26 protein-coding genes are annotated in these 26,160 nt (G+C 70.2%); 22 read left to right on the top strand and 4 right to left on the bottom strand.

The annotated features are described in order from the left end of the window. Positions 1–111: 111 nt before the first annotated feature. Positions 112–1,509: a pyridoxal phosphate-dependent decarboxylase family protein gene (locus AC1DB1_RS10615; RefSeq protein ID WP_477200743.1), complete on the top strand. Its 1,398-nt coding sequence runs from the start codon at positions 112–114 to the stop codon at positions 1,507–1,509. An 8-nt stretch (positions 1,510–1,517) separates the two neighbouring features. Here AC1DB1_RS10615 and AC1DB1_RS10610 read toward each other — a convergent pair whose 3' ends face one another. Continuing rightward, positions 1,518–3,329, bottom strand: coding sequence for a gamma-glutamyltransferase family protein (locus AC1DB1_RS10610; RefSeq protein ID WP_477200742.1), 1,812 nt, complete (start codon positions 3,327–3,329; stop codon positions 1,518–1,520). A 51-nt stretch (positions 3,330–3,380) separates the two neighbouring features. Then, positions 3,381–3,728, bottom strand: a complete 348-nt coding sequence (locus AC1DB1_RS10605; protein WP_271177936.1) for a DUF1844 domain-containing protein — start codon at positions 3,726–3,728, stop codon at positions 3,381–3,383. A gap of 317 nt (positions 3,729–4,045) precedes the next feature. Here AC1DB1_RS10605 and infC point away from each other — a divergent pair, with 317 nt between their 5' ends. From infC to AC1DB1_RS10525, 16 genes are all read left to right on the top strand, one after another. After that, positions 4,046–4,702, top strand: coding sequence for a translation initiation factor IF-3 (gene infC / locus AC1DB1_RS10600; RefSeq protein WP_271177937.1), 657 nt, complete (start codon positions 4,046–4,048; stop codon positions 4,700–4,702). Continuing rightward, positions 4,702–4,896: a 50S ribosomal protein L35 gene (rpmI, locus tag AC1DB1_RS10595; RefSeq protein WP_271177688.1), complete on the top strand. Its 195-nt coding sequence runs from the start codon at positions 4,702–4,704 to the stop codon at positions 4,894–4,896. Before infC ends, rpmI begins: the two co-directional genes overlap by 1 nt. Before the next feature lie 30 nt (positions 4,897–4,926). Then, complete coding sequence (gene rplT / locus AC1DB1_RS10590; RefSeq protein ID WP_271177689.1) at positions 4,927–5,319, top strand: 50S ribosomal protein L20; 393 nt, start codon at positions 4,927–4,929, stop codon at positions 5,317–5,319. A gap of 105 nt (positions 5,320–5,424) precedes the next feature. Then, positions 5,425–6,240, top strand: a complete 816-nt coding sequence (locus tag AC1DB1_RS10585; RefSeq protein ID WP_477200741.1) for a TrmH family RNA methyltransferase — start codon at positions 5,425–5,427, stop codon at positions 6,238–6,240. Between the two features lie 175 nt (positions 6,241–6,415). Continuing rightward, the gene (locus AC1DB1_RS10580) at positions 6,416–6,604 is read left to right on the top strand and encodes a hypothetical protein (RefSeq protein ID WP_477200740.1); all 189 of its coding nucleotides are present in this window, start codon (positions 6,416–6,418) and stop codon (positions 6,602–6,604) included. Positions 6,605–6,625: 21 nt separating this feature from the next. Beyond that, complete coding sequence (gene pheS / locus AC1DB1_RS10575; protein ID WP_271177691.1) at positions 6,626–7,666, top strand: phenylalanine--tRNA ligase subunit alpha; 1,041 nt, start codon at positions 6,626–6,628, stop codon at positions 7,664–7,666. After that, entirely contained in the window at positions 7,666–10,212 is a 2,547-nt protein-coding gene (gene pheT / locus AC1DB1_RS10570; protein ID WP_477200739.1) for a phenylalanine--tRNA ligase subunit beta, read from the top strand. Before pheS ends, pheT begins: the two co-directional genes overlap by 1 nt. Positions 10,213–10,556: 344 nt before the next feature. Continuing rightward, on the top strand, positions 10,557–11,639 hold the full coding sequence (gene argC / locus AC1DB1_RS10565; RefSeq protein WP_477200738.1) for an N-acetyl-gamma-glutamyl-phosphate reductase: 1,083 nt from the start codon (positions 10,557–10,559) through the stop codon (positions 11,637–11,639). Continuing rightward, positions 11,636–12,808: a bifunctional glutamate N-acetyltransferase/amino-acid acetyltransferase ArgJ gene (gene argJ, locus AC1DB1_RS10560; RefSeq protein WP_477200737.1), complete on the top strand. Its 1,173-nt coding sequence runs from the start codon at positions 11,636–11,638 to the stop codon at positions 12,806–12,808. Before argC ends, argJ begins: the two co-directional genes overlap by 4 nt. A gap of 1 nt (position 12,809) precedes the next feature. Next, entirely contained in the window at positions 12,810–13,745 is a 936-nt protein-coding gene (gene argB / locus AC1DB1_RS10555) for an acetylglutamate kinase (protein WP_477200736.1), read from the top strand. An 89-nt stretch (positions 13,746–13,834) separates the two neighbouring features. Next, the gene (locus AC1DB1_RS10550; protein ID WP_477200850.1) at positions 13,835–15,016 is read left to right on the top strand and encodes an acetylornithine transaminase; all 1,182 of its coding nucleotides are present in this window, start codon (positions 13,835–13,837) and stop codon (positions 15,014–15,016) included. 22 nt (positions 15,017–15,038) lie between these two features. Further along, positions 15,039–15,962 (top strand): ornithine carbamoyltransferase, encoded by a 924-nt coding sequence (gene argF, locus AC1DB1_RS10545; RefSeq protein ID WP_477200735.1) that lies wholly within the window; start codon positions 15,039–15,041, stop codon positions 15,960–15,962. A gap of 65 nt (positions 15,963–16,027) precedes the next feature. Further along, positions 16,028–17,227 carry an argininosuccinate synthase gene (locus AC1DB1_RS10540; RefSeq protein WP_271177697.1) on the top strand — a complete coding sequence of 400 codons (1,200 nt, stop codon included), beginning with the start codon at positions 16,028–16,030 and terminating at the stop codon, positions 17,225–17,227. A gap of 11 nt (positions 17,228–17,238) precedes the next feature. Beyond that, positions 17,239–18,696 (top strand): argininosuccinate lyase, encoded by a 1,458-nt coding sequence (gene argH / locus AC1DB1_RS10535; protein ID WP_271177698.1) that lies wholly within the window; start codon positions 17,239–17,241, stop codon positions 18,694–18,696. After that, positions 18,696–18,824 (top strand): hypothetical protein, encoded by a 129-nt coding sequence (locus AC1DB1_RS10530; protein ID WP_271177699.1) that lies wholly within the window; start codon positions 18,696–18,698, stop codon positions 18,822–18,824. Before argH ends, AC1DB1_RS10530 begins: the two co-directional genes overlap by 1 nt. Before the next feature lie 39 nt (positions 18,825–18,863). Next, positions 18,864–19,535, top strand: coding sequence for a DNA-3-methyladenine glycosylase (locus AC1DB1_RS10525; RefSeq protein ID WP_477200734.1), 672 nt, complete (start codon positions 18,864–18,866; stop codon positions 19,533–19,535). Between the two features lie 85 nt (positions 19,536–19,620). On the opposite strand, the gene AC1DB1_RS10520 is transcribed toward AC1DB1_RS10525, so the two are convergent. Both AC1DB1_RS10520 and AC1DB1_RS10515 read right to left on the bottom strand, forming a co-directional pair. Next, positions 19,621–20,232 carry a hypothetical protein gene (locus AC1DB1_RS10520; protein ID WP_477200733.1) on the bottom strand — a complete coding sequence of 204 codons (612 nt, stop codon included), beginning with the start codon at positions 20,230–20,232 and terminating at the stop codon, positions 19,621–19,623. After that, on the bottom strand, positions 20,229–20,846 hold the full coding sequence (locus AC1DB1_RS10515) for a DNA-binding protein (protein WP_477200732.1): 618 nt from the start codon (positions 20,844–20,846) through the stop codon (positions 20,229–20,231). The genes AC1DB1_RS10520 and AC1DB1_RS10515 overlap by 4 nt, the downstream gene beginning before the upstream one ends. A 141-nt stretch (positions 20,847–20,987) precedes the next feature. On the opposite strand from AC1DB1_RS10515, the gene tyrS reads away from it, so the two are divergent. From tyrS to recN, 5 genes are all read left to right on the top strand, one after another. Next, a complete protein-coding gene (tyrS, locus tag AC1DB1_RS10510) occupies positions 20,988–22,289 on the top strand; it encodes a tyrosine--tRNA ligase (RefSeq protein ID WP_477200731.1) in 1,302 nt (433 codons plus the stop codon). 29 nt (positions 22,290–22,318) lie between these two features. Then, positions 22,319–22,477: a hypothetical protein gene (locus AC1DB1_RS10505; protein ID WP_271177704.1), complete on the top strand. Its 159-nt coding sequence runs from the start codon at positions 22,319–22,321 to the stop codon at positions 22,475–22,477. A gap of 7 nt (positions 22,478–22,484) precedes the next feature. After that, positions 22,485–23,303, top strand: a complete 819-nt coding sequence (locus tag AC1DB1_RS10500; protein WP_477200730.1) for a TlyA family RNA methyltransferase — start codon at positions 22,485–22,487, stop codon at positions 23,301–23,303. A gap of 159 nt (positions 23,304–23,462) precedes the next feature. Then, a complete protein-coding gene (locus AC1DB1_RS10495; RefSeq protein ID WP_477200729.1) occupies positions 23,463–24,380 on the top strand; it encodes an NAD kinase in 918 nt (305 codons plus the stop codon). Beyond that, complete coding sequence (gene recN, locus AC1DB1_RS10490) at positions 24,373–26,097, top strand: DNA repair protein RecN (RefSeq protein ID WP_477200728.1); 1,725 nt, start codon at positions 24,373–24,375, stop codon at positions 26,095–26,097. Before AC1DB1_RS10495 ends, recN begins: the two co-directional genes overlap by 8 nt. The last annotated feature ends 63 nt before the right edge of the window (positions 26,098–26,160 follow it).

The raw sequence follows: 26,160 nt of genomic DNA, 5'->3' as shown, positions 1-26,160 counted from the left end.
GTCGGTGCGGCGACGTCGGCCGATGCGTTGACCGACGGATGCGTTGACCGACGGATGCGTTGACCGACGAATGCGTTGACCGGTGGATGGCGCGGGAGGAGAATCCACCGGGTGAGCGGTGATCAGCACGATCCTCGCGCCGACACCTTCGAGGAGGTGCTCGGGGAGGCGTCAGCGCTCGCCGGCCGCTGGCTCGACGGCGTGCGTGAGGGCAGCATCCCGCCCCGCGCCGGTATCGACGAGGTGAAGGATGCGCTCGGCAGATCCCTTCCGGCGCGCGGCGACGATGCGATCGCTGTTCTCCGACGGCTCGCGGATGCGGTCGAACCCGGACTCATGCGGATGGACTCGCCGCGATTCTACGGCTGGGTGATCGGCGGCACGCAGCCGGTGTCGCTCGGCGCGGACTGGCTCGTCTCGTCCTGGGATCAGAACGCCGCCATGCGCGCCGTCACGCCGGGGGTGGTCGCCGCCGAGGAGCTCGCGGGCGGCTGGCTCGTCGACCTGCTCGGCCTGCCGCCGTCGGCGGAGGTCGGATTCGTCACCGGCGCGACCACGGCGAACGCGGTCGGGATGATTGCCGGGCGCGACGAGGTGCTGCGGCGCGCGGGCTGGGATGCGCGTACCGATGGTCTGGCGGGCGGGCCCCGGGTGCGGTTCATCGCGGGGCAGGAACGGCACATCTCGGTGGACGACGCCGGACGCTACGCGGGGCTCGGCGTGCCGGCCGTTGTGGCCTCGGACGCTCAGGGGCGCATCCGGGTGGATGCGTTGAGGGACGCGCTGGCGGAAGGCAGCGGACCGGCGCTCGTGTGCCTACAGGCGGGGAACGTGCACTCTGGTGCGTTCGACGACTTCGCCGCGGCGATCGCGGTGGCGCACGATGCCGGTGCGTGGGTGCACGTCGACGGGGCGTTCGGGCTCTGGGCCGCGGTGACGCCCGGGCTCTCGCACCTCACGGCGGGGATGGAGCGCGCGGACTCCTGGGCGACGGACGCGCACAAGACGCTGAACGTCCCCTACGACTCGGGGATCGCGATCGTCGCCGACCCGACAGCGCTCTACTCGGCCTTCACTCAGCAGGCCGCCTATCTGGCGGCGAGTGCCGACGTCGGCGACCCCAGCCAGCGGGTGCTCGAGCTCTCGCGGCGGGCGCGCGGCGTACCGGTCTGGGCGGCGCTCGCGCGGCTCGGGCGTGATGGCGTCGCCGACCTCGTGCAGACGCTCGCCGACGGGGCTGCCGCGCTCGCCGCTGGACTGCGGACGGTGCCCGGTGTGAGCATCCTGAACGACGTGGTCTACACGCAGGTGTGCGTCGCGTTCGGCGACGACGAGACGACGCGGGCGGTCGCTGCCGCTGTCGACGCGTCGGGAACGGCGTACGGCTCGCCCTCCCAGTGGCAGGGGCGTGCGGTGCTGCGCTTCTCGGTGAGCAACTGGCTCACGTCGCCCGACGACGTCGAGCGCACGGTCGAGGTCGTGCGGGAGGCGGTCGGCCGCCGGTCGTAGGCGACGGTTCAGCGCCCGGCCGCGTATCCCTGCGCGCTCCGGGGGTTCGCCGCCGCAGTCAGCACGCCGCGCTCGCGATCGCGCCCGACTGACGAGAGCCGCCCGAGCGACCAGTCTCCCGCGCGGGTGATCACGTGTCCGCGCGCCTGCAGGCCGTCGATCACCGCGTCACCGAGCCGGTCTTCGACGACGGCGCCGGCCGGCTCCCAGGTGCGGGGCCAGAACGATCCCGCGAGCGAGGTCGTGTGCAGCGCCGGGGCGTCGATCGCCGCCTGCGGCGAGTATCCGCCGACGATCGTGCGGAGCAGGTAGAGCAGCTGCCACTGGTCCTGCTGGTCGCCGCCCGGCGATCCCAGTGCCGTCACCGGAAGTCCGTCACGGAGCACGAGCGTCGGCGTCAGCGTCGTGCGCGGTCGCCGCCCGGGAACCAGCGTGGAGGTCGAGCCCTCCTCGAGCCAGGTCATCTGCAAGCGGGTGCCGAGGCAGAAGCCGAGCGACGGGATCGTCGGCGAGGACTGCAGCCATCCGCCCGAGGGCGTGGCCGAGACGATGTTGCCCCAGCGGTCGACGACGTCGATGTGGCAGGTGTCGCCGCGCGTCTCTCCCGTCACGGCGACGGTCGGTTCGCCCACGCCGGCGATGGCCGAGCGGGCGCTGCCGTCGGTGGGGGTGCCGTACTCGGTGCGCAGCGGGGGTACGAACGGCTCGACGCCCGCGACGGATCCGGGACGGAACTCAGCAGACGCCGTGTCGCCGATGAGCGCTCGGCGCTCGGCCGCGTACGTGGGGGAGAGCAGCGCGTCGAGCGGCACGTCGCCGTCGCCGTAGTACGCCTCGCGATCCGCGTAGGCGAGCTTCTGCGCCTCGAGGATCGTGTGCGCGCCGAGCTCGCTCGACGGATCGAGGCGCTCGTCGTCGTCGAACCCGTCGAGGATGGCCAAGGTCTGCAGCAGCGCCGGCCCCTGGCCCCACGCGCCGGTCTTCGCGATCGTGTGCCCGCGGAACTCGAGCGTGACGGGCTCCTCGTAGGACGCGTCGTAGGCGGCGAAGTCGTCGACGGTGATCACCCCGGCGTGGTCGGTGCCGGAGGAGTGGCGGTGCGGCTGTGCGAGGAAGGCCGCCGCCTCGCGGGCGACGTGGCCGGTCTTCCACTCCGTGCGTGCGGCGTCGATGCGCCCGACGCGATCGGCCGCGGCGGCGCCGGCGTCGATCAGGCGGTCGAGCACGTCGGCGTAGGCCGGATTGACGATGATCTCACCGGGCTGCGGCGGGCGGCCGTCCGGCATCCAGTGTGCGGCGGAGGTGGTCCAGTGCTCGGCGAACAGGCGCTGCACGGTGGCGATCGTCCGCGCCACCCGCTCGAGCACCGGATGGCCGTCCCTGGCGTACCCGATGGCGAACGCGAGCACGTCCGCGAGCTCCCAGGTGCCGTGATCGCGCAGCAGGAGCAGCCAGGCGTCGACCGCGCCCGGCACGGCGGCCGCGAGGGCACCGGATCCGGGAACGAGGTCGAGGCCCTCGGCGAGGTAGTGCTCGCGGGTGGCGCCGGCTGGAGCGGGCCCCTGCCCAGAGAGCACGGTGGGCGGGGCGTCGTCACCGGCCTGGAAGATCGCGACGAGATCGCCGCCGGGCCCGTTGAGGTGCGGCTCGACGACGTGGAGCACGAAGGCGCCGGCGACTGCGGCGTCGAAGGCGTTGCCGCCGCGCTCCAGCACGGCCTGCGCGCTGGCCGTTGCGAGCCAGTGCGTCGAGGCGGACATCCCGAAGGTGCCCTCGAGTGTCGGGCGGGTGGTGAACGACGGCGGCGGCGTGAATCCCATCACGCCAGGCTATACATTCATTCGCCGCGGGCCGGCGCCGCGGACGCTCGGCTAGCTGACCGGTCCGGTGTACTTCTCGCCCGGGCCCTTGCCGATCGGGTCGGGGATGGGCGACGCCTCGCGGAACGCGAGCTGCAGCGACCGCAGGCCGTCGCGCAGGCTGCGCGCGTGCTGGTCGCCCAGGTGCGCCGCGCTGGCCGTGACGAGCCCGGCGAGGGCGTCGATGAGCTTGCGCGCCTCGTCGAGGTCGGTCTGAGCATCCGGATCGTCGGCGAGCCCGCACTTGACCGCTGCCGCGCTCATGAGGTGGACTGCCGTGGTGGTGATGACCTCGACCGCCGGCACCTCGGCGATGTCGCGCAGAGCCTCGTCGTAGGTCTCCTCGTACGTGTCGCCGATGACGTCGACGGGCTCGCTGCCGGCGGGCTCGACGGGGGGTGTGTCGCTCACTGCGTTCCTCTGCTAGAATTGCTCGGGCTTCGAGACATCTGTCTCGGACGAAAGTGGAGATTCCTCCCACCCGCGCTTGACCGCTTACAAGGTTACCGGGTTGTTGCACTCCGCCAACGCGCGCAAGCGCGGGGGTAGTCAGGGTGTGGTACCAAGCCTGCGAGAGATTCGCAGGAGTGTGTTGGTGCGTGGAAAATCCTCTTTCGCCGCTTTCGTCATCCGACGGGAGCGTGGCAGCAAGCATCGCTTGATCAGAGGAGAAAAGCATCAGCGATCCCCGTACCAATGACCGTATCCGCGTCCCCGAAGTTCGACTCGTCGGCCCCAGCGGTGAGCAGGTCGGCGTCGTCAAAATCGAGGTCGCCCTCCGACTCGCGCAGGAAGCAGACCTGGATCTGGTTGAGGTTGCTCCCAACTCCAAGCCGCCTGTCGCGAAGATCATGGACTACGGCAAGTTCAAGTACGAGGCTGCGCAGAAGGCCAAGGAGGCCCGGCGCAACCAGGCGAACACCATCCTCAAAGAGGTCCGGTTCCGCCTCAAGATCGACAAGCACGACTACGAGACGAAGCGCAAGCGCGCCGAAGGCTTCCTGAAGGCCGGCGACAAGGTGAAGGCGATGATCCTGTTCCGCGGTCGCGAGCAGTCGCGCCCCGACCAGGGTGTGCGCCTCCTCCAGCGCTTCGCAGAAGATGTCGCCGAGTTCGGCTCGGTGGAATCGACCCCGACCATCGACGGTCGAAACATGGTCATGGTCATCGGCCCTCTGAAGAACAAGTCAGAGGCCAAGGCCGAGGCCAACGCACAACGTGCCGCCTCCAAGGCTCGGGCTCACGCCCCTGCTGAGGAGCCGGTTGCTGCCGCAGACGACTCTGCGCAGTCCGACGAGAGTTCGCCGACCCAGGCGACGAACGAGGAGAAGTAATGCCCAAGCAGAAGACTCATTCCGGGGCCAAGAAGCGCTTCAAGATCACCGGCAGCGGCAAGGTCATGAAGCAGCAGGCCGGCATGCGCCACCACCTGGAGGTCAAGTCCAGCGACCGCAAGCGCCGGCTCAACCAGGATCAGGTCGTGCCCGAGGTGGATGCCAAGGTCATCCGCCGGATGCTCGGCAAGTAGAACCCCCGACGTAAGAGGAAGTAAAGACAAATGGCAAGAGTAAAGAGGGCGGTCAACGCCCACAAGAAGCGTCGGGTCATCCTTGAGCGTGCAGAGGGCTACCGCGGTCAGCGGTCGCGCCTGTACCGCAAGGCCAAGGAGCAGGTCACTCACTCCCTGGTCTACAGCTACCGTGACCGCCGTGCCCGGAAGGGCGACTTCCGTCGCCTGTGGATCCAGCGCATCAACGCTGCGAGCCGCGCGAACGGCCTCACCTACAACCGTCTGATCCAGGGTCTGGGTCTGGCCGGTGTCGAGGTCGACCGTCGCATCCTCGCCGACCTGGCCGTCAACGAGCCCGCCACGTTCGCGGCCCTCGTCAAGACCGCCAAGAACGCCCTTCCCGCCGACACGTCGGCACCGAAGGCCGGCGCCGCGGCATAGTCGCACCCTTTCACGATCGAGCCCGACGTCGTTCGGCCGGAACCCTTGTGTTTCGCCCGCAACGAGGTCGGGCTCGATTGCTTTTGCGCCCACTAGGCTGGTGCCATGCTTGACAACCCGCGCTCACCGCGCGTTCGGGCCGTGGCCAAACTGGCGAAGCGAGGAGCGCGGTCGGAGACCGGGCTCTTCTTGCTGGAGGGGCCGCAGGCGGTCGCCGAGGCGCTGACGTTCCGACCCGAGCTGGTCGTCGAGCTCTACGCGACGCCGACAGCGCTGGAGCGCTACAGCGACATCGCGCAGACGGCCGTCGAGGCCGGCGTCGATGTCGAGTTCGTGACGGAGCACGTGCTCGAGGCGATGGCCGACACGGTCACGCCGCAGGGTTTCGTCGCGGTCTGCCGGCAGTTCCCCACGTCGATCCGCGACATCTTCTCGGGCGAGCCCCGCCTCGTGGCGGTGCTCGAGGAGGTGCGCGATCCCGGCAACGCGGGAACGATCATCCGGGCCGCCGACTCGGCCGGTGCCGACGCGGTCGTGCTCACGGGCCGCACGGTCGACCTCTACAACCCCAAGGTCGTCCGCTCGACGACCGGATCGCTCTTCCACGTGCCGGTCGCCGTCGGCGCGAGCCTCGACGACGTGATCGAGCGCGCGCACGCCGCCGGTCTGCAGGTGCTCGCGGCGGACGTGAAGGGGGAGGACCTCCTCGCGGCCCGCACCGACGGTCAGCTCGCCCGCCCGACGACCTGGGTCTTCGGCAACGAGGCCCGCGGGCTCCCCGACGAGCTGCTCACGCTTGTCGACCGGGTCGTGACCGTGCCGATCTACGGCCGCGCCGAGTCGATGAACCTCGCGACGGCGGCCAGTGTCTGCCTCTACGAGTCGGCGTTCGCGCAGCGCTCCTCCGAGCTCTTCGACTGACGCCCCACTTCGTTTCGTTGAGGGGCGGCAAACGCAGGTTCCCTCGGCGTGTTTAGATGCTTTTGCCGCCCCTCAACGACGAGGGAGACGGGCAGAGGGGCAGAGGGGCAGTTGGGGTCCGCAGGGATCGGCGGTCAGCATCCGGATCGAGCCCCGTGGTGCGTCGACGATGCTGGTGCTCGATCAGGACGGCGTCCCGGATGTCTTCGGCGGCGGCAGGATGCGTTCGGCGCCCGACTTCGCGGCGGGCCGGCATTCGCTGGTCGACGGTCTCTCGCTGCTCCTCGCCGGAACGAGCGTCGCCCGACCGGAGGGTCTCTGGGACGCCGCATACGAGGTGTACTCGGAGGCCGACGCGCGCTGAGCGCCACTAAACTTGGGTACCGTGTCTGAACCCACCGAAATCACCGAAGCAGCGGTCGAAGCAGCCGTCGCCGCTGCACTCGCCGCGATCGACGCCGCGGCCGACTCCGCCGCGCTCAAGGTCGTTCGCAGCGAGCACACCGCAGAGGGGTCGCCGCTCGCCCGCCTGAACGCGAGCCTGCGCAACGTCCCGAACGATCAGAAGGCCGCAGCGGGCAAGCTCGTCGGCCAGGCCAGGGGCCGTGTCAACCAGGCGTTCGCCGCCAAGGAGGAGCAGATCCAAGCGGCCGAGGACGCCGCCAGGCTCGCCGCCGAGGCCGTGGATGTCACCGCTCTCCCCACGCGCTGGACGCCCGGTGCGCGTCACCCGCTGTCGCTGCTGCAGGAGCGCATCGCCGACGTGTTCGTCGGCATGGGCTGGGAGCTCGCAGAGGGTCCCGAGTTGGAGAGCGAGTGGTACAACTTCGACGCGCTCAACTTCGATGAGGACCACCCGGCGCGCGCCATGCAGGACACGTTCTTCGTCGAGCCGACCAACGCCCACATGGTGATGCGCACGCACACCTCGCCGGTACAGCTGCGCGCTCTGCTCGGTAACGAGCTGCCGGTCTACCGCATCGCGCCCGGGCGGGTGTTCCGCACCGACGAGTTCGACGCCACCCACCTTCCGGTCTTCCACCAGACCGAGGGCATCGCCGTCGACAAGGGCCTCACGATGGCCCACCTGCGCGGGACGCTCGACCACTTCGTCAAGACGCTGTTCGGCGACGACGCGAAGGTGCGACTGCGCCCCAACTACTTCCCCTTCACCGAGCCGAGCGCCGAACTCGACCTGTGGCACCCGACCTTCAAGGGCGGCGCGCGCTGGATCGAGTGGGGCGGCTGCGGCATGGTGAACCCGAACGTGCTGCGGTCGGCGGGCATCGATCCGGATGTCTACTCCGGCTTCGCGTTCGGTATGGGCGTCGAGCGGGCGCTGATGTTCCGCAACGACGTCAAAGACATGCGCGACATGGCCGAAGGCGATGTCCGCTTCTCCCAGCAGTTCGGAATGGTGGTCTGATGCGCGTCCCCCTGAGTTGGCTCGGCGAATACGTCGACCTCGAGCCCGGCACGACGGCCGAAGACGTCCACGCGGCGCTGGTGTCGGTGGGCCTCGAAGAAGAAGACGTCCACACGTTCGAGATCACGGGCCCCGTCGTCGTCGGTGAGGTGCTCGACTTCGTCGAGGAGCCGCAGACGAACGGAAAGACCATCCGGTGGTGCCAGGTGCGGGTCGCCCCGGACGGCGAGACGGCGGCCGACGGCGGCGACGCCGTGCACGGCATCGTCTGCGGTGCGGGCAACTTCTTCCCCGGCGACAAGGTCGTCGTGACCCTTCCGGGCTCGGTGCTGCCCGGACCGTTCCCGATCGCCGCGCGCAAGACGTACGGGCATGTCTCCGACGGCATGATCGCGTCTGCGCGCGAGCTGGGGCTCGGCGACGAGCACGACGGCATCCTGCGCCTGGCGACCCTGGGGCTCGACCCCGAGGTCGGCAGCGACGCCATCTCCCTGCTGGGGCTCGACGACACCGCCGTCGAGGTCAACGTGACCCCGGACCGCGGCTACGCCTTCTCGATCCGCGGCATCGCCCGCGAGTACTCCCACGCGACCGGCGCGGCCTTCCGCGACCCCGCGTCCGCGCCGGGGCTCGCCATCAGCGGCGACCATGCGGCCGGCTTCAGCGTGACCATCGACGACCGCTCCGGCATCCGGGGCCGTTCGGGCGCGAGCGTGTTCGTCACGCGCGTGGTGCGCGACGTCGACGGCAGCCGACCGACACCGGCCTGGATGATCGCCCGGCTCAAGCTCGCCGGCATCCGGTCGATCTCGCTGATCGTCGACATCACCAACTACGTGATGCTCGAACTCGGTCAGCCGATCCACGGGTACGACCTCGACAAACTGCACGGCGGCATCGTCGTTCGCCGGGCGCACCCGGGGGAGACCCTGGTCACACTCGACGGACAGACGCGCACGCTGAACGAGGAAGACCTGCTCATCACCGACGACTCCGGCCCCATCGGGCTGGCTGGCGTGATGGGCGGCGCCTCCACCGAGATCGGCGCCGGCACCACCAGCGTGCTCGTCGAGGCGGCGAACTTCGACCCGGTGTCGATCGCGCGCACGGCACGCCGCCACAAGCTCCCCAGCGAGGCGTCCAAGCGTTTCGAGCGCGGGGTCGACCCACGCGTCGCCGTCGCGGCGGCCGCGCGCGTCGTGCAGCTGCTCGAGCAGCTCGCCGGCGGGCATCCGGATGCGCTGGGCTCGCTCTTCGACGCGGCCGACGCCCCGTCCGCCATCCGCCTGCCGAAGGACTACATCGGCTCGCTCGTCGGCGCCGACTTCACCGACGACGAGGTCCGCGGCGCGCTCGCCGAGATCGGCGGAGCCGTCTCCGACCGCGGCGACGTGCTCGAGGTCGTTCCGCCGTCGTGGCGCCCGGATCTTCGCGACAAGTCGGATCTCGCCGAAGAGGTGGCCCGCATCGTGGGCTACGACCGCATCCCATCGGTGCTGCCGGTCGCGCCTCCCGGACGCGGGCTCAGCCGCGAGCAGAAGCTGCGCCGCGCCGTCGCCGAGGTGCTCGCCGCCAACGGCGCCACCGAGGTGCTCGCCTTCCCGTTCGTGAGCGAGCAGGCGAACGACACGTTCGGCTCGGCCGAGACGGGCGGCGTTCCCGCCGTCAAGATCGCCAACGCGCTCGATGCCACGGCGCCGTACCTGCGCACAGCGCTGCTGCCCGGACTGCTCGACGTCGCCAAGCGGAACCTCGCCCGCGGTCTGGTCGACCTGTCGATCTACGAGATCGGCACGGTCTTCCGCCCGATCGCCGGCGCCCGCTTCGGCAGCGAGACCCTGCCGGTCGGCGCGGCCCTGCCGAGCGACGAGGTGCTCGCCGGCCTGAACGCGGGCATTCCGCCGCAGCCGCGTCACCTCGCCGGACTCGTGGTGGGGCACACGATCGTCAAGCAGCCCGGTCAGGATGCGATCGCCGCCGGCGTCGCGGACGCGCTCACGATGGCCGCCCAGACCGGTGCCGCGCTCGGACTGACGATCGAGCCGGTGCAGAGTACGCACCAGGCGCTGCACCCCGGACGGACCGCTGAGCTCGTGGTGCGCGACCGCGACGGTTCAACGGTGTCGGTCGGCTACGCGGGCGAACTGCTGCCCGCGCTCGCCGAGGAGCTCGACCTGCCGCGCGTGGTCGCGGTGTTCGAGCTCGACCTGGACGCGCTCGTGAGCGTGGCGCCCGCGGACATCGTGGCCGGCACGATCGCCGGCTTCCCGGCCGCGACGCAGGATCTGTCGCTCGTCGTGGCGGTGAGCACGCCCGCCGCCGAGGTTGAGCGCGCAGTGCGCGAGGGCGCCGGGCCGCTGCTGGAGAACATCCGCCTGGTCGACGACTACCGCGGAACGGGGCTCCCCGACGGCACGAAGTCGCTGACCTTCGCGCTGCGCTTCCGTGCCGACGACCGCACGCTGACGGCCGCCGAGGCGTCGGAGGCGAAGCTCGCCGGTGCGGCGCGCGCGGAGGAGCGCTTCGGCGCGCACATCCGGGACTGACCCCGTTCACAACTCCGGAACTCGCGGCCCATCGGGCTCGGGGGTTCCGGAGTTGTTCCGTTCTGCGCGGGGTGTCGGGTCGGAGTTCCGGAGTTGCGGGGGCGCGCGTCGGCCGGAGACGCGCAGCGACCCGGATTCGCGCCCGGCCGGGGAGGCGCGCTAGGGTGGCGACATGCTTTTCGCTCGGTGCTTCATGGACACGCGCTCGGCTGATGCCGCCCGCGCCCTGCGCCGACGCCTGCGCGACCGCCGAATCTAGGCGGCGCTGGCGCGACCCTTGACGAGGGCCGACGTGGGTGCCGCCGTCTCGAGGCCCCCTGTCGTCCACTCAATAAGGTAGAAGCATGACTTTCTCGGTAGCCGTCGCCGGTGCATCCGGCTACGCGGGCGGAGAACTCCTCAGGATCCTGGCAAGCCACCCCGACTTCGAGGTGCGCACGGTCACGGCGCATCAGAACGCCGGCCAGCCCCTGATCGCCCACCAGCCGCACCTGCGTTCGCTCGCCCACCTCACCCTCGTCGAAACCAGCGCGTCGAATCTCGCGGGCCACGACGTCGTCTTCCTCGCCCTGCCGCACGGCAAGTCCGGTGAGATCGCCGCCCAGCTGCCCGATGAGACGCTCGTCGTCGACTGCGGCGCAGACCACCGCCTCGAGAGCGAGGAGTCGTGGGCGGCGTTCTACGGCGGCGACTACTTCGGCGCCTGGGCGTACGGCGTCCCCGAGCTGCCCGTCGTCAGCGCGAACAGCACAGCGACCGGCACCGCGAACAGCACCGGCGGAAAGCAGCGCGACGCCCTCGTCGGAGCGACCCGCATCGCCGCCCCCGGCTGCAACGCCAGCGCCGTCTCCCTCGCGCTCGCGCCGGGTATCGCGGCCGGCCTGATCGACGATGAGGACATCGTCGCCGTGCTCGCCGTCGGCCCGTCCGGTGCGGGCAAGAGCCTCAAGACCATGTACCTCGCGAGTGAGATCCTCGGATCCGCCAATCCGTACGCGGTCGGCGGCACGCACCGGCACATCCCGGAGATCCAGCAGAACCTGCGCAAGGCGGGCGCCGCCCATCCGACCGTGTCGTTCACGCCGGTGCTGGTGCCGATGTCGCGGGGGATCCTCGCCACCTCGACCGCACGCCTCAAGCCGGGCGTCACGCCCGAGCAGGTGCGGCAGACGTGGGAGCGGGCGTACGCCGACGAGCCCTTCGTGCACGTGCTCCCGCACGGGAGCGTTCCCCGCACCGCCGACGTGCTCGGCGCGAACACCGCTCTGATCGGGGTGGCCGTCGACCAGGCGGCCGGACGCGTCGTCACGGTGCTCGCGCTCGACAATCTGTACAAAGGGACGGCGGGCGCCGCCATCCAGTCCGCCAACATCGCCCTCGGCCTCGATGAGACCGCCGGCCTGAACGTGAACGGAGTGGCGCCATGAGCGTGACCGCAGCATCCGGATTCGCCGCGGCGGGGGTCGCTGCCGGCCTCAAGTCGAGCGGCAAGCGCGACCTGGCGATCGTGCAGAACCTCGGTCCGCTCGACGCGGCTGCTGCGGTGTTCACCACGAACCGCTGCAAGGCCAACCCCGTGCTGTGGAGCGAGCAGGTCATCTCCGACGGCGTCGTGAAGGCCATCGTGCTCAACTCCGGCGGCGCCAACTGCTACACCGGCGCGCGCGGCTTCCAGACGACCCACGCCACCGCGGAGGCTGTCGCCGACCGCCTTGAGATCTCGGCCGGCGACGTGCTGGTCTGCTCGACCGGTCTCATCGGCGAGCAGCTCGACCTCGATCAGCTGCAGGCCGGCGTGTGGGATGCGACCCTCGCGTTGGCCGGCGACGACGCGGAATCCGCCGCTGCCGCGCTCGCCGCCGCTGAAGCGATCATGACGACGGACACCAAGCCCAAGGAGGCCGTGCACGTGTCGGCCGAGGGCTGGACCATCGGCGGCATGGCCAAGGGTGCCGGGATGCTCGCGCCGGGACTCGCCACCATGCTCGTCGTCATCACGACGGATGCCGTGCTCGACTCCGGCCAGCTCGACACGGCCCTGCGGCTCGCGACGAAGGTGACGTTCGACCGCCTCGATTCGGACGGCTGCATGTCCACGAACGACACCGTCGCGCTGCTGGCGTCGGGAGCCTGCGGCATCGAGCCCGGCATCGCCGAGTTCGCCGCCGCGCTCACGGAGGTCTGCCAGAGTCTCGCGGAGCAGCTGCAGGCCGACGCCGAGGGCGCCTCGCACGACATCGCCATCGAGGTCGTCAACGCGGCCACGGAGGACGACGCCGTGACGGTCGGCCGCGCCGTGTCGCGCAGCAACCTGTTCAAGGCCGCGATCTTCGGCAACGATCCCAACTGGGGCCGGGTGCTGGCGGCGGTCGGAACCACGGACGCCGCCTTCGACCCGTATGGCATCGATGTCGCGATCAACGGCGTGCAGGTCTGCACCGCCGGTGAGCCCGATCAGCCGCGCGATCTCGTCGACCTCACGCCGCGCTCCGTGCACGTGCACATCGACCTGAACGCGGGCGAGGCGGCCGCGACCATCCTCACCAACGACCTCACCCACGACTACGTCCATGAGAACAGCGCTTACGCGAGCTGAGATGACTTCGACGACAGACACTGAACCCGGCACCGACTCCGATCCCGCCGAGGCGGCCGAGCAGGCGAGCGCGGCCGCCAAGGCCGCCACCCTGATCGAGTCGCTTCCCTGGCTCAAGCGCTTCCACGAGCAGATCATCGTGGTGAAGTTCGGCGGCAACGCCATGGTCAGCGAGGAGCTGCAGCGCGCCTTCGCCGAAGACATGGTCTACCTGCGCTACGCCGGCATCCACCCCGTCGTCGTGCACGGCGGCGGCCCCCAGATCTCGGCCATGCTCGACCGGCTCGGCATCGCGTCGGAGTTCCGCGGCGGCTACCGCGTCACCACGCCCGAGGCGATGGACGTGGTGCGCATGGTGCTCACCGGCCAGATCAACCGCGACCTGGTGAGCAACATCAACCGGCACGGGCCCCTCTCGGCCGGCCTCTCCGGTGAGGACGCCGGACTGTTCCAGGGCCGCAAGCGCGGCGTCGTCATCGACGGCGACGAGGTCGACCTCGGCCTGGTCGGTGATGTGATCGGCGTCGACCCGGCGGCGGTGCACGCGCAGATCGCCGCCGACCGCATCCCGGTCGTCTCCTCGATCGCGCCCGACATCGACGATCCCGGTCAGTCCCTCAACGTCAACGCGGATGCGGCGGCCGCCGCCCTCGCCGTGGCACTCGGCGCCGCCAAGCTCGTCATCCTCACCGACGTCGCCGGCCTCTACAGCGACTGGCCCAACCGCGACTCGCTGGTCTCCGAGATCACCGCCCGCGAGCTGCGCGAGCTGCTCCCGTCGCTCGAGTCCGGGATGATCCCCAAGATGTCCGCCTGTCTGGCGGCGGTCGACGGGGGAGTGGCGAAGGCAGCGATCATCGACGGCCGCGTCCCGCACTCGATTCTGCTCGAAGTGTTCACGCAATCCGGCATCGGAACGGAGGTGGTGCCCTCGTGAGCACCGACAGTACCGACGGCAGCACCGGCACCGACGACAACGTCAGCACTGACGGCAACGTCAGCACCGACGGCAATGTCAGCACCGACATCACGGCCGACTGGAATGCGCGCTTCGGCCACACGATGATGCGCACCCTTGCGACGCCGAAGGTCATGCTCGCCCGCGGCGAGGGCTGCCGCGTCTGGGACGTCGACGGCAAGGAGTATCTCGACTTCCTCGGCGGCATCGCGGTGAACTCGCTTGGCCACGCGCATCCGGTGCTGGTGGATGCGGTGAGCCGGCAGATCGCGACGCTGGCGCACGTCTCCAACTACTTCGCCACCCCGCCGCAGCTCGAGCTGGCCGAGCGACTCACCCGCGTCACGGGCGCGGGCGCGGAGGGCCGGGTCTACTTCGGCAATTCCGGCGCCGAGGCCAACGAGGCCGCCTTCAAGCTGGCCCGCCTGAACAAGGGGAACGGCCACCGTACCCGGGTGCTCGCACTGAACAACGCGTTCCACGGTCGCACGATGGGCTCGCTCGCCCTCACCGGCAAGCCGCCGATGCGCGCGCCCTTCGAGCCGCTGCCCGGCGGTGTCGAGCACATCGAATCGACGATCGCCGCGCTCGAAGCCGCCATCGACGACCATGTCGCCGCTCTGTTCATCGAACCGATCAAGGGCGAGGCCGGCGTGCTCGACCTGCCGGAAGGCTTCCTCCGCCGAGCGCGCGAGCTCACCGAGCAGCACGGCGCGCTGCTCATCATCGACGAGATCCAGACCGGCGTCGGGCGCACGGGCCGGTGGTTCGCGTACGAGCACGCGGGCATCACCCCCGACGCCGTCACGATCGCCAAGGGCATCGCCGGTGGCGTGCCGATCGGCGCGCTGGTGACGTTCGGATGGGCGTCCGAGCTGTTCTCGCGCGGGCAGCACGGCTCCACGTTCGGCGGCAACCCGCTGGCCACGGCCGCGGGCAACGCCGTGCTGAAGGAGATCGAGGACGCGGGGCTGGTCGAGAATGCCGCCCGCCGCGGCGAGGAGCTGCGGGCGATCATCCGGAGCTTCGATTCGCCGCTGATCGGAGAACTGCGGGGCCAGGGCCTCCTGGTGGGCATCGGGCTCACCGACGGCGAGGCGCACCGCCTCTCGGATGCGGCGCTCGCCAACGGCCTCATCATCAACGCCCCCAACGAGTCGAGCATCCGGCTCGCCCCGCCGCTCATCGTGGGAGACGACGAGCTCAGCGGATTCCGCGAACGATTCGGCCGCGCTCTCGCGTCCCTCTAGACCCCTCGAACGAAAGAAAGACATGACCAGGCATTTTCTGCGCGACGACGACATCAGCCCCGCCGAGCAGGCGGAGATCCTCGAGCTGGCCGAGCAGCTCAAGGCCGACCGCTTCGGCACCAAGCCGCTCGAAGGCCCCCAGACGGTCGCCGTGATCTTCGACAAGTCCTCCACCCGCACCCGCGTCTCGTTCGCGGTCGGGATCGCCGACCTCGGCGGAAGCCCGCTGATCATCTCGACCGCCAACAGCCAGCTGGGCGGCAAAGAAACCCCGTCGGACACGGCACGCGTCCTCGAGCGGATGGTGTCGGCGATCGTCTGGCGCACGTACGCGCAGTCGGGCCTGGAGGAGATGGCAGCCGGCACCACCGTGCCGGTCGTCAACGCGCTCTCGGACGATTTCCACCCGTGCCAGCTCCTGGCCGACCTGCTCACCATCAAGGAGAAGCGCGGCGAACTCGCCGGTCTCACCTTGACCTTCCTGGGCGACGGCGCGAGCAACATGGGCCAGTCCTACGTGCTCGCCGGTGTCACCGCCGGGATGCACGTGCGCATCGCGTCTCCCGCGGACTATGCGCCCTCCGCCGCGGTGATCGCCGACGCCGAACGCATCGCCGCGGAGACCGGGGGATCGGTCGCGCTGTTCACCGATCCGAACGCGGCGGCCGCGGGCTCCGACGTGATCGTCACCGACACCTGGGTGTCGATGGGCAAGGAGGACGAGAAGGCGCAGCGCATCGCCGTGTTCGGCGGCTACAAGGTCGACGCGGCCGTGATGGCGCTCGCGAAGCCGGATGCGCTGTTCATGCACTGCCTCCCGGCCGACCGCGGCTACGAGGTGACCGCCGAGGTCATCGACGGACCGCAGAGCGTCATCTGGGATGAGGCGGAGAACCGCCTGCACGCCCAGAAGGCACTGCTCGTCTGGCTCCTGCGCCAGGCCTGAACCCCCGGGTCCCGCCGGGGCCCGGAACCTACACTCGAAGAGAAACAAGAAGCTGAAGGAGAATCATGGCGGAACGTGTTGTTCTCGCGTACTCGGGCGGACTCGACACCTCGGTCGGGATCGGCTGGCTGAAGGACGCCACCGGTAAAGAGGTCGTGGCGCTGGCCGTCGACGTCGGCCAGGGCGGCGAGGACATGGAGGCGATCCGCCAGCGCGCGCTCGACTGCGGCGCGGTCGAGTCGGTCGTCGTCGACGCGAAGGACGAGTTCGCGAACGACTACATCATGCCGGCGCTCAAGGCCAACGCCCTGTACCAGAAGCGCTACCCGCTGGTCTCGGCGCTCAGCCGTCCGGTGATCGCCAAGCACCTCGCCGCGACCGCCAAGGAGCTCGGCGCCGACAGCGTCGCCCACGGCTGCACCGGCAAGGGCAACGACCAGGTGCGCTTCGAGGCCGCGGTCGCCGCGCTCGCGCCCGACCTCACCTCGCTCGCCCCGGTGCGCGACTTCGCCCTCACCCGCGACAAGGCCATCGTCTACGCGGCCGAGCACAACCTGCCGATCGAGCAGTCGAAGAAGTCGCCGTATTCGATCGACCAGAACGTCTGGGGTCGCGCCGTCGAGACCGGCTTCCTCGAGGACCCGTGGAACGCCCCGATCGAAGACCTCTACACCTACACCGAGGACCCGGCCGTCACCCGCGAGCCGGTCGAGGTCGTCATCGCGTTCAGCGAGGGCGTGCCGGTAGCCATCGACGGAAAGTCGATCACTCCGCTCGAGGCCGTTCAGATCATGAACCGGATCGCCGGCGGCCAGGGTGTCGGCCGCATCGACATCGTCGAGGACCGCCTCGTCGGCATCAAGAGCCGCGAGGTCTACGAGTCGCCTGCCGGCATCGCACTGATCGCCGCGCACGAAGAGCTCGAGAACATGACGGTCGAGCGCGACGTCGCACGCTACAAGCGCACGGTCGAGTCCAAGTGGGCGGAGCTCGTCTACGACGGCCTCTGGTTCTCCGGCCTCAAGCGCGCCCTCGACGTGTTCATCGACGAGACCCAGAAGCACGTGACCGGCGAGATCCGCCTCAAGCTGCACGCCGGCAGCGCGGTGGTCACCGGTCGTCGCAGCGCCGAGAGCCTGTACGACTTCAACCTCGCCACCTACGACACCGGCGACACGTTCGACCAGTCGCTGGCCAAGGGCTTCATCGAGCTCTGGTCGCTGCCGAGCAAGATCTCGGCACGCCGCGACCTGGCCGCCGAGTAGCGGGCGCTGCGGTGACCGACAACGATCAGACCGGCAACCGGGCCGGCGAGGCGGGTGCCCTGTGGGGCGGCCGTTTCGCCGGCGGTCCGTCGCCGGAGCTCGCCGCACTCAGCAAGTCGACGCAGTTCGACTGGCAGCTGGCGGCGTACGACATCGCCGGTTCGCGGGCGCACGCGAAGGCGCTCGCCGCCGCGGGCTATCTCGCGCCGGATGAGCTCGACGGGATGCTCGCCGCTCTCGACGCGCTCGACGCGGATGTCGCATCCGGGGCCTTCGAGGCCGCCGAGAGCGACGAGGACGTGCACTCCGCGCTGGAGCGGGGCCTGATCGAGCGCGCCGGCACCGAGCTCGGCGGCAAGCTGCGCGCCGGGCGCAGCCGCAACGACCAGATCGCAACACTGGTGCGCCTGTACCTGCGCGATCACGCCGGTGCGATCGCCGAACGCATCATCGCGCTCATCGACGCGATCGCGGCACAGGCGGATGCGCATCCCGCCGCCATCCTGCCGGGGCGCACGCACCTGCAGCACGCGCAGCCGGTGCTGCTCGCCCACCACCTGCTGGCGCACTGCTGGCCCCTGGTGCGCGACCTCGAGCGCCTGGCCGACTGGGATGCGCGGGCGAACGTCTCGCCGTACGGGTCCGGCGCCCTGGCCGGCTCGACGCTCGGCCTCGACCCGATGCTGGTCGCCCGGGAACTGGGTTTCGCGCGGAGCTCCGAGAACTCCATCGACGGAACCGCCGCCCGCGATGTCGTGGCGGAGTTCGCGTACGTCGCCGCGCAGGTCGGCGTCGATCTCTCCCGGTTCGCCGAGGAGATCATCCTCTGGAACACGCGCGAGTTCGGGTTCGTCACCCTCGACGACTCGTACTCCACCGGGTCCTCGATCATGCCGCAGAAGAAGAACCCCGACATCGCCGAGCTCACGCGCGGCAAGGCCGGGCGCCTGATCGGCAACCTCACCGGGCTCCTCAGCACGCTCAAGGGCCTGCCGCTGGCGTACAACCGCGACCTGCAGGAGGACAAGGAGCCGGTGTTCGACGCCGTCACCACCCTCGAGGTCGTGCTGCCCGCCTTCACCGGCATGGTCGCCACGATGCGCTTCCACACCGACCGGATGGCGGAGCTCGCCCCGCAGGGCTTCTCGCTCGCGACCGACGTGGCGGAGTGGCTCGTGAAGCAGCGGGTGCCCTTCCGCGACGCGCACGAGATCACGGGGAACCTGGTCAAGTACGCCGAGGAGCGGGGCATCGAGCTGAGCGAGGTGGACGACGCGGGGCTGGCCTCCGTCTCGCCCCACCTGACGCCGGAGGTGCGCTCCGTGTTGACCATCGAGGGCTCCGTCGCGAGCCGCGACAACGTCGGCGGCACGGCGCCTCAGCGCGTCGCGGAGCAGCTCGCCGCACTCACCGAGCGGGTGCGCGCTGTCGCTGCCTCCGTTCCGTCGGTCAGAAGGGACCTGGTCTGATGCCTGGACTGTCGAACCGCAAGCCGCCGCGCCAGAAGTGGATCATCCCGGCGATCGTGGTCGTCGCGGTGGTCGTGGTGGTCGGCGGGCTGATCGCCACGGTGGTCGCCGGCGGCCGGATCTTCTGACGCAGGCGAACGCATCCGGATGCTCGGGGAGTCTCTGACGTGACGACGGACGGCGGCGGGCTGTACCAGCCGGAACGGAGCTTCTTCGAGGCGTCGTCGCTGGAGATCGCCCCGCTGCTCCTCGGGGCGGTGCTCCGTCACGACACCCCGGAGGGCGAGGTCGGCCTGCGCATCACGGAGGTCGAGGCGTATGTGGGCGACGGCGTCGACCCGGGGTCGCACGCCTTCCGGGGGCGCACGAAGCGCAACGCCGTGATGTACGGGCCGCCGGGGTTCATGTACGCCTACTTCACGTACGGGATGCACGTCTGCGCCAACGTCGTCTGCTCTCCGGAGGGCGAGGCGACGGCGGTGCTGCTGCGGGCGGCGGAAGTGGTCGAGGGGCGCGAGCTGGCGCGGGCGCGGCGGTCGCGCGCGTCATCCTCCGGCGGGGCCGAGAACGGTCCGGCGCGCGTGGTCAGCGACCGCGATCTCGCCAGGGGGCCTGCCCGGCTCGTGGTGGCCGCCGGCATCCGGCTGGAGGAGAACGGCGCGGATCTGTACGCGCCGCCGTTCTCGCTCGAGCTGCCGCGGGTGGCACTGCCGTTCGTCTCGGGACCGCGCACCGGGGTCTCCGGCGCCGGCGGAGGCGACGCGTTCCCCTGGCGCTTCTGGCTCGACGGCGATCCGACGGTCTCGCCCTACAAGCGCCACCCCAAGTCCCACACCTGACCCGCACGCAATCGAGTCCGAACTTGTTGCACCCGAGAGCGGCGTGTCGAGCGCAACAAGTTCGGACTCGATTGCGGGTGCTCGCTCAGGCGAAGGTGAGGCGGAAGACGCCGGCGCAGACGCAGGCCCAGATGAGGCTCGTGAGTGTGCCGATGATGAACCGCTCGCGCGCCTCCGGAGCTTCGAGCTCGGTGAAACGGCCGACGCCCTTGATCGCGATCAGCACAGCCAGCGCTTCGGGGAAACCGGCCATGATCGCGCCCGTCGCAGCGAAGCGCTCGAGATACCCGATCGTCGTTCCGCCGCGCAGCACCTCCTGGGTGGGCTGCACGCCCGCGGCCTGCTGCTGGGGAGTGGCCGCCTCGGCGATCACGATGCCGCCGTGCACCCCGGGGACGGCGCCGCGCGAGGCCAGGGCCAGCACCAATTGCGATGCCGGGCCGCCGCCGGTCACGCTGAGGGCCAGCACAACCAGGCCGATCAGCACGCGGAACAGCACGGGGGCGTCCGGCGTCGGCAGCGCCACGATGATCAGCGCGAGCCCGAGCAGTCCGGTCGCCACATAGACGAGGGGACGCCGCGGGGAGCGCATCGTGAACAGGATGCAGCAGAGGGAGGCGATCACGAGGATCAGCACCGCGCACCAGGCCAGCACAGGGCCGACCGTGGCGAAGAGTGGTTGGAGATTCGGGATCATGCAGGGTCCGTTCGCAGCTGGGCGTCGTCGAGGCTCGTCAACAGCCTAGTCAGCGGTCCGATCGCCGCCAGCTCGACACGGAGGCCGGCCGCACGCGCTCGATCGCTCGCCGACTGCGGGGTGATGCCGAGCCGGGCGCCGGCCTCCGCCTGCGTGAGGCCGGCCGTCACGAGGTCGTAGAGCTCCCAGCCGGCCGGGGAGCGGCTCTCGCGCAGGCTGAGCAGGAGGTTGACGATCGCTTCGGCGTCTTCGGCGGCCTGCGGTTCGACGATCGCGTCCACGGCGAAACGGGTGGGCATCCGCTTGGCTCGCGTCACCGCCGACCGTGCGGCGATGAAGGCATCGCCCGTCGCCTCGCGGGTCTCGGCCGGCAGCGGTGTGCGGACGTCGCCGCTGCCGAGTCCGACGCTCCAGGCGCCGCGACGCGTCAGGGCGAGGATGAGATCGAGGGCCGTTGCGGCGTCGGCGGTGAGGGCCTGGATCTCGTCTCCGGCGTTGCGGTCGACGGGTAACGCGAGCCGGTCTCCGTAGCTCTCGTTGAGCTGGCCGAGGGTCTCTCCGACGATGTCGGGCTCCGACCTGCTGTCGACCTGGTCGGCGGTGATGACGAACACGATGATCTCCTCTCGTCGATCAGGCTTTCACACCTGATCCGGAGTCTATCAGGTCTCTGATCCTGATGCACCGATAATCAGGCCTGTAAACCTGATCACTGCGAGATCAGGCCTGCAGTCCTCCGCTGATAGCCTGATCCCGTGTCCGACTCAGAGATCCTCCACGCACAGACCAACGACCCGTCTTTCGACGACGTCTGGGATGAGCTGAAGTGGCGCGGGCTCATCCACGTCTCGACGGATGAAGCAGCGCTGAAACAGCTCCTCGCGGGCGAGTCGGTCACCTATTACTGCGGTTTCGACCCGACCGCACCCAGTCTGCACCTCGGCAACCTCGTGCAGCTGCTCACCATGCGCCGACTCCAGCTCGCCGGGCACAAGCCCCTCGGCCTGGTCGGCGGCTCCACCGGTCTCATCGGCGACCCGCGTCCCACCGCCGAGCGCACCCTGAACACGCGCGAGACGGTGGCCGAGTGGGTCGGCTACCTGCAGAACCAGGTGTCGCGGTTCCTCAGCTCCGAGGGCGACAACGCCGTCCGGCTGGTCAACAACCTCGACTGGACCCAGCCGCTGTCGGCCATCGACTTCCTCCGCGACATCGGCAAGCACTTCCGCGTGGGCACCATGCTCAAGAAGGATGCGGTGGCCGCGCGCCTCAACTCCGACGAGGGCATCAGCTACACCGAGTTCAGCTACCAGATCCTGCAGGGGATGGACTTCCTGGAGCTCTACCGCCAGTACGGCTGCGTGCTGCAGACCGGCGGCAGCGACCAGTGGGGCAACCTCACGAGCGGAACCGACCTCATCCGTCGCGTCGAGCACGTCGCCGCGCACGCGATCGGCACCCCGCTGATCACGAACAGCGACGGCACCAAGTTCGGCAAGAGCGAGGGCAACGCCATCTGGCTCGATCCCACGCTCACGAGCCCCTACGCGATCTACCAGTTCTGGCTGAACACCGACGACGCCGACGTGATCGCGCGCCTCAAGGTGTTCACGTTCCTCACGCGCGCCGAGATCGAGCGGTTGGAACAGGCCGTGGCCGACGAGCCGTACAAGCGCGAGGCGCAGCGACGGCTGGCCTACGAGGTCACGAGCCTGGTGCACGGTGTGGGGGCGACCGATGCCGCGATCGCCGCATCGCAGGCGCTGTTCGGTCAGGGGGAGCTCGAGGCCCTCGACGCCGATACCCTCGAGGCCGCGCTGCGCGAGCTGCCCAACACGACGACGGCTCCGACGGCGACCGTCGCCCAATCGCTCGTCGACACGGGACTCACGGCGAGCCTCAGCGAGGCGCGGCGGGCGATCGCCCAGGGCGGGGTCTACCTCAACAACGTGAAGATCGACGACGGCGAGGTCTCGCTGGCCGATTCGCTGCTGGCGGGCCGGATGGCGGTGCTGCGCCGCGGGAAGAAGACGTTGGCCGGCCTGTTCGTCGAGTAGCGGAGCCCGGAAACGCGTACCGTTGAGGGATGAACGGTGACGACAAGCAGGATGTGGACGACGCGCTGGTTCCGCGGCTGAAGCTGATCGAGGATCAGCCGCTCGCCACGCGCGCCGAGGCGTACGCCCAGATGCACGACGAGCTGCGCGACGTGCTCGAGGGCGGCGACGTCCATCGCAATGCCTGACGCGCCGATGTCTGACGAAACGGTTGGGCGCGGGGAGGTGCGGCTCGATGTCGCGCTCGCCGCACGCGGACTCGCCCGCTCCCGCTCGCACGCCGCCACGCTGATCGCCGAAGGGATCGTCAGCGTCGACGGAGCCGCCGTCGTGCGGGCGTCGGCCAAGGTGCGCGACGAGCAGACCATCGAGGTCGCCGGCGCCGACCGCTACGTCAGCCGCGGCGCCCACAAGCTGATCGGCGCGCTGGACGCGTTCGAGGTGCCCGTCGCCGAGCGCGTCGCGCTCGACGTCGGCGCCTCCACCGGCGGGTTCAGCCAGGTGCTGCTCGAGCGGGGTGTGACGGAGGTGATCGCGATCGACGTCGGGCACGGCCAGCTCGCGGCGGCCCTCGCGATCGAGCCGCGCCTCACCTCGTACGAAGGCGTCAACGCCAGGGCGCTCACCGCGGAGTCGTTCGCCGGACTCGTCGGCCGGCCGCTGCGCCCGCAGCTCGTCGTCGGCGACCTGTCGTTCATCTCGCTCGCACAGGTTCTGCCGGCGCTCGTCGCCACGGCGGCCGACGGCGCCGACTTCGTGCTGCTCGTCAAGCCGCAGTTCGAGGTGGGCCGCACCGGCATCAAAGAGGGGATCGTGCGCGATCCGGTGCTTCGGGCCGAGGCCGTGATGAACGTGCTCTGGGCGGCGTTCGATCTCGGCGTCGGGACGGCCGGGGTCATCCCGTCGCCGATCGCGGGGAGCCAGGGGAACCGGGAGTATCTGGTCTGGCTGAGTGCCGTCGTCGGCACGAACCCGACGGAATGGCTCCAGACGGTGACGCAGATCACCCTCTGAAGCGTCAGGTGACGGCGTCCGTCCGTCGCAAACCCGGCCGCAGAGCCACGTCCACAGGCATGAGTTGTGAACAGGCTCAGCTCCGGTTCACCAACGGGGCCCGATGATCCGACAGAATGGATGAACCGGATCTCATCACCGAAATGGAGCGTGACGCGTATGGATGCACCCGCACGGTACATCCTCGTCGTCGCGCACACCGGTCGCCAAGATTCACTCACTGCGGGAGTCGCCGTCTGCTCCCAGCTCATCGACGCGGGCGTCATCCCCGCGCTCAGCGAAGACGAGCGCCGCGATGTCCTCGCCGCTGAGCCGAGCTTCGATCAGGTCGCCGTGCTGGGCGTCGACGTGCAGCCGAGCGAGCTCGAGCTCGTCATCGTGCTGGGCGGCGACGGCACCATCCTGCGTGCGGCCGAGCTGGTACGCGGATGCTCGGCGCCCCTCCTCGGCGTCAACCTCGGTCACGTCGGCTTCCTGGCCGAGAGCGAGCGCGACGACCTCGAACTCGCGGTCGCGCGAGGGCTCGAGAAGGACTACGAGGTCGAAGAGCGCATGACCCTCTCCGCCAGGGTCAAGGTGGGCAAAGAGGTCGTCTACGAGAGCTGGGCGCTCAACGAGGCGACAGTCGAGAAGGCCAGCCGTGAGCGGATGCTCGAGGTGGTCATCGAGGTCGACGGCCGCCCCATGTCGAGCTTCGGCTGCGACGGAGTCGTGATGTCGACCCCGACCGGATCGACGGCGTACTCGTTCTCCGCGGGCGGCCCGGTCGTCTGGCCCGGCGTCGCCGCCCTGCTGCTGGTGCCGCTGAGCGCGCACGCCCTGTTCTCGCGACCGCTGGTCGTCAACGCCGACTCCTCACTGGCGGTCGAACTGCTCGAGCGCGCCGAGGGGGAGGGCATCCTCTGGTGCGACGGCCGTCGCGCATACGATCTTCCGCCGGGGGCCAGGGTCGTCGTGCGTCGCTCGCCGATCCCGGTGCGGCTCGCGCGGCTGCACCCCGGCCCGTTCACCGACCGGCTGGTGCACAAGTTCAACCTTCCGGTCACGGGGTGGAGGGGGCCGGCCGGGCGTGACTGAGCAGCGAGCAGGCATCGAAGAGATCTCGATCAAAGACTTGGGCGTCATCGCCGACGCGTCACTGCCACTCGGGCCGGGGTTCACGGCGCTGACGGGTGAGACCGGTGCGGGCAAGACGATGGTCGTGTCCGCGCTCGGGCTGCTGCTCGGCGAGCGGGCGGACACGGGCGCGGTGCGGCTCGGCAGCCCGCAGGCGTGGGTCGAAGGCCGCTGGCGGGTGGCCGACGCCGGCGAGGTCGTCGAGCGGGTGCGCGATGCCGGCGGCGACGTCGACCCCGTCGGGTCCGGCTCCGCCGAACTTGTGCTCTCCCGGTCCGTGTCGGCCGAGGGGCGGTCGCGCGCGGTCGTCGGCGGTCGGAGCGCACCGGTCAGCGTGCTCACCGAGCTCGGCGAGCAGCTCGTGGTCGTGCACGGGCAGTCGGACCAGATCCGGCTGCGCTCCGCCGTCGCCCAGCGCGAGGCGCTCGACCGCTACGCAGGAGCTCCGCTCGCCGACGCCATCGAGAACTACGTGCACGTCTTCCACCGGTGGCGCGACAACCGGGCCGAACTCGACGAACTCGTCGCCGATCAGGATCGACGTGCCCGCGAAGCCCAGGATCTTCGCCTGGCCATGGCCGAGATCGAGACCGTCGCGCCGCAGCCCGGCGAAGACGACGAACTCGCCGAACGCGCCGAGCGGCTCTCCAACCTCGAAGAACTGCGCCTCGGCGCCGCCAGCGCCCGCGAGCTGCTGTCGGCCGAAGAGTCCGAGGGAGCGGACGCCCTCTCGCTGCTCGACAACGCGCGGCGCAGCCTGGAGCGCGTCGCCCCGCACGACGCCGCGCTCGGCGACGTGGCGGAGGCGGTCGCGAACGCCAACTACCTGGTGTCCGACATCGCGGCCCAGCTGTCGACCTATCTCGCGGCGCTCGACACCGACGGGGCTCGTGAACTCGAGATCGTGCAGGAGCGTCGTGCGGAGCTCGCCACCCTGGTGCGCAAGTACGGTCCGACCCTCGACGACGTCATCCGGGCGCTCGAGACCGGCAGCTCGCGGCTGTTCGAGCTCGACGGCGACTCCGATCGCATCGACCAGCTGCGTGCCGATGTGGAGTCCGACGAGGTGCTGGTGGCAGAGCTGGCCGACGGACTCAGCGCGCTGCGTCGTGACGCCGCCGAGCGGCTGGGCGCGGCCGTCTCCGACGAGCTCACCGCCCTCGCCATGGCCGACGCGCGCATCGTCGTCGAGGTGACGGAGCGCGAAGAGTTCACGGCGAGCGGGCGCGACCAGGTCGCCATCCTGCTGCAGCCGCACTCGGGAGCAGAGCCGCGCGCCCTCGGCAAGGGGGCGTCGGGCGGTGAGCTCTCCCGTGTGATGCTGGCGATCGAGGTCGTCATCGCGGGCACCGATCCGGTGCCGACCTTCATCTTCGACGAGATCGACGCGGGCGTCGGCGGTGCCTCGGCCATCGAGATCGGCCGCCGCCTCGCGCGACTGGCCGAATCGTCGCAGGTGATCGTCGTCACGCACCTCGCGCAGGTCGCCGCGTTCGCGAACAATCACCTCACGGTGGTCAAAGGCAGCGATGGCTCCGTCACCGAGTCGAGCGTCCGCCAGCTCACCGGCGACGAGCGCATCGCCGAGATGGCGCGGCTGCTGTCGGGCCTGCCCGACTCCGAGAGCGGCCTGGCTCACGCCAGAGAGCTCGTCGAGATGGCCACCGCGGGCCGCTGAGCCCTGCCCGAGCATCCGCGCCCGGTCCGGCGCATCCACCCCGATACCGGTGATAGGATAAAA

Source organism: Leifsonia sp. 10N434 (assembly GCF_056394405.1).
This window is presented reverse-complemented; position numbering and strand designations above follow the sequence as displayed.

Excerpts from the sequence above, each read along its gene's own strand:
- AC1DB1_RS10610 (WP_477200742.1), bottom strand. The coding sequence starts at position 3,329 with ATGGGATTCACGCCGCCGCCGTCGTTCACCACCCGCCCGACACTCGAG.
- rpmI (WP_271177688.1), top strand. The coding sequence starts at position 4,702 with ATGCCCAAGCAGAAGACTCATTCCGGGGCCAAGAAGCGCTTCAAGATC.
- rplT (WP_271177689.1), top strand. The coding sequence starts at position 4,927 with ATGGCAAGAGTAAAGAGGGCGGTCAACGCCCACAAGAAGCGTCGGGTC.
- AC1DB1_RS10585 (WP_477200741.1), top strand. The coding sequence starts at position 5,425 with ATGCTTGACAACCCGCGCTCACCGCGCGTTCGGGCCGTGGCCAAACTG.
- pheT (WP_477200739.1), top strand. The coding sequence starts at position 7,666 with ATGCGCGTCCCCCTGAGTTGGCTCGGCGAATACGTCGACCTCGAGCCC.
- argC (WP_477200738.1), top strand. The coding sequence starts at position 10,557 with ATGACTTTCTCGGTAGCCGTCGCCGGTGCATCCGGCTACGCGGGCGGA.
- argJ (WP_477200737.1), top strand. The coding sequence starts at position 11,636 with ATGAGCGTGACCGCAGCATCCGGATTCGCCGCGGCGGGGGTCGCTGCC.
- argB (WP_477200736.1), top strand. The coding sequence starts at position 12,810 with ATGACTTCGACGACAGACACTGAACCCGGCACCGACTCCGATCCCGCC.
- argF (WP_477200735.1), top strand. The coding sequence starts at position 15,039 with ATGACCAGGCATTTTCTGCGCGACGACGACATCAGCCCCGCCGAGCAG.
- AC1DB1_RS10540 (WP_271177697.1), top strand. The coding sequence starts at position 16,028 with ATGGCGGAACGTGTTGTTCTCGCGTACTCGGGCGGACTCGACACCTCG.
- AC1DB1_RS10530 (WP_271177699.1), top strand. The coding sequence starts at position 18,696 with ATGCCTGGACTGTCGAACCGCAAGCCGCCGCGCCAGAAGTGGATCATC.
- AC1DB1_RS10520 (WP_477200733.1), bottom strand. The coding sequence starts at position 20,232 with ATGATCCCGAATCTCCAACCACTCTTCGCCACGGTCGGCCCTGTGCTG.
- AC1DB1_RS10505 (WP_271177704.1), top strand. The coding sequence starts at position 22,319 with ATGAACGGTGACGACAAGCAGGATGTGGACGACGCGCTGGTTCCGCGG.
- AC1DB1_RS10500 (WP_477200730.1), top strand. The coding sequence starts at position 22,485 with ATGTCTGACGAAACGGTTGGGCGCGGGGAGGTGCGGCTCGATGTCGCG.
- AC1DB1_RS10495 (WP_477200729.1), top strand. The coding sequence starts at position 23,463 with ATGGATGCACCCGCACGGTACATCCTCGTCGTCGCGCACACCGGTCGC.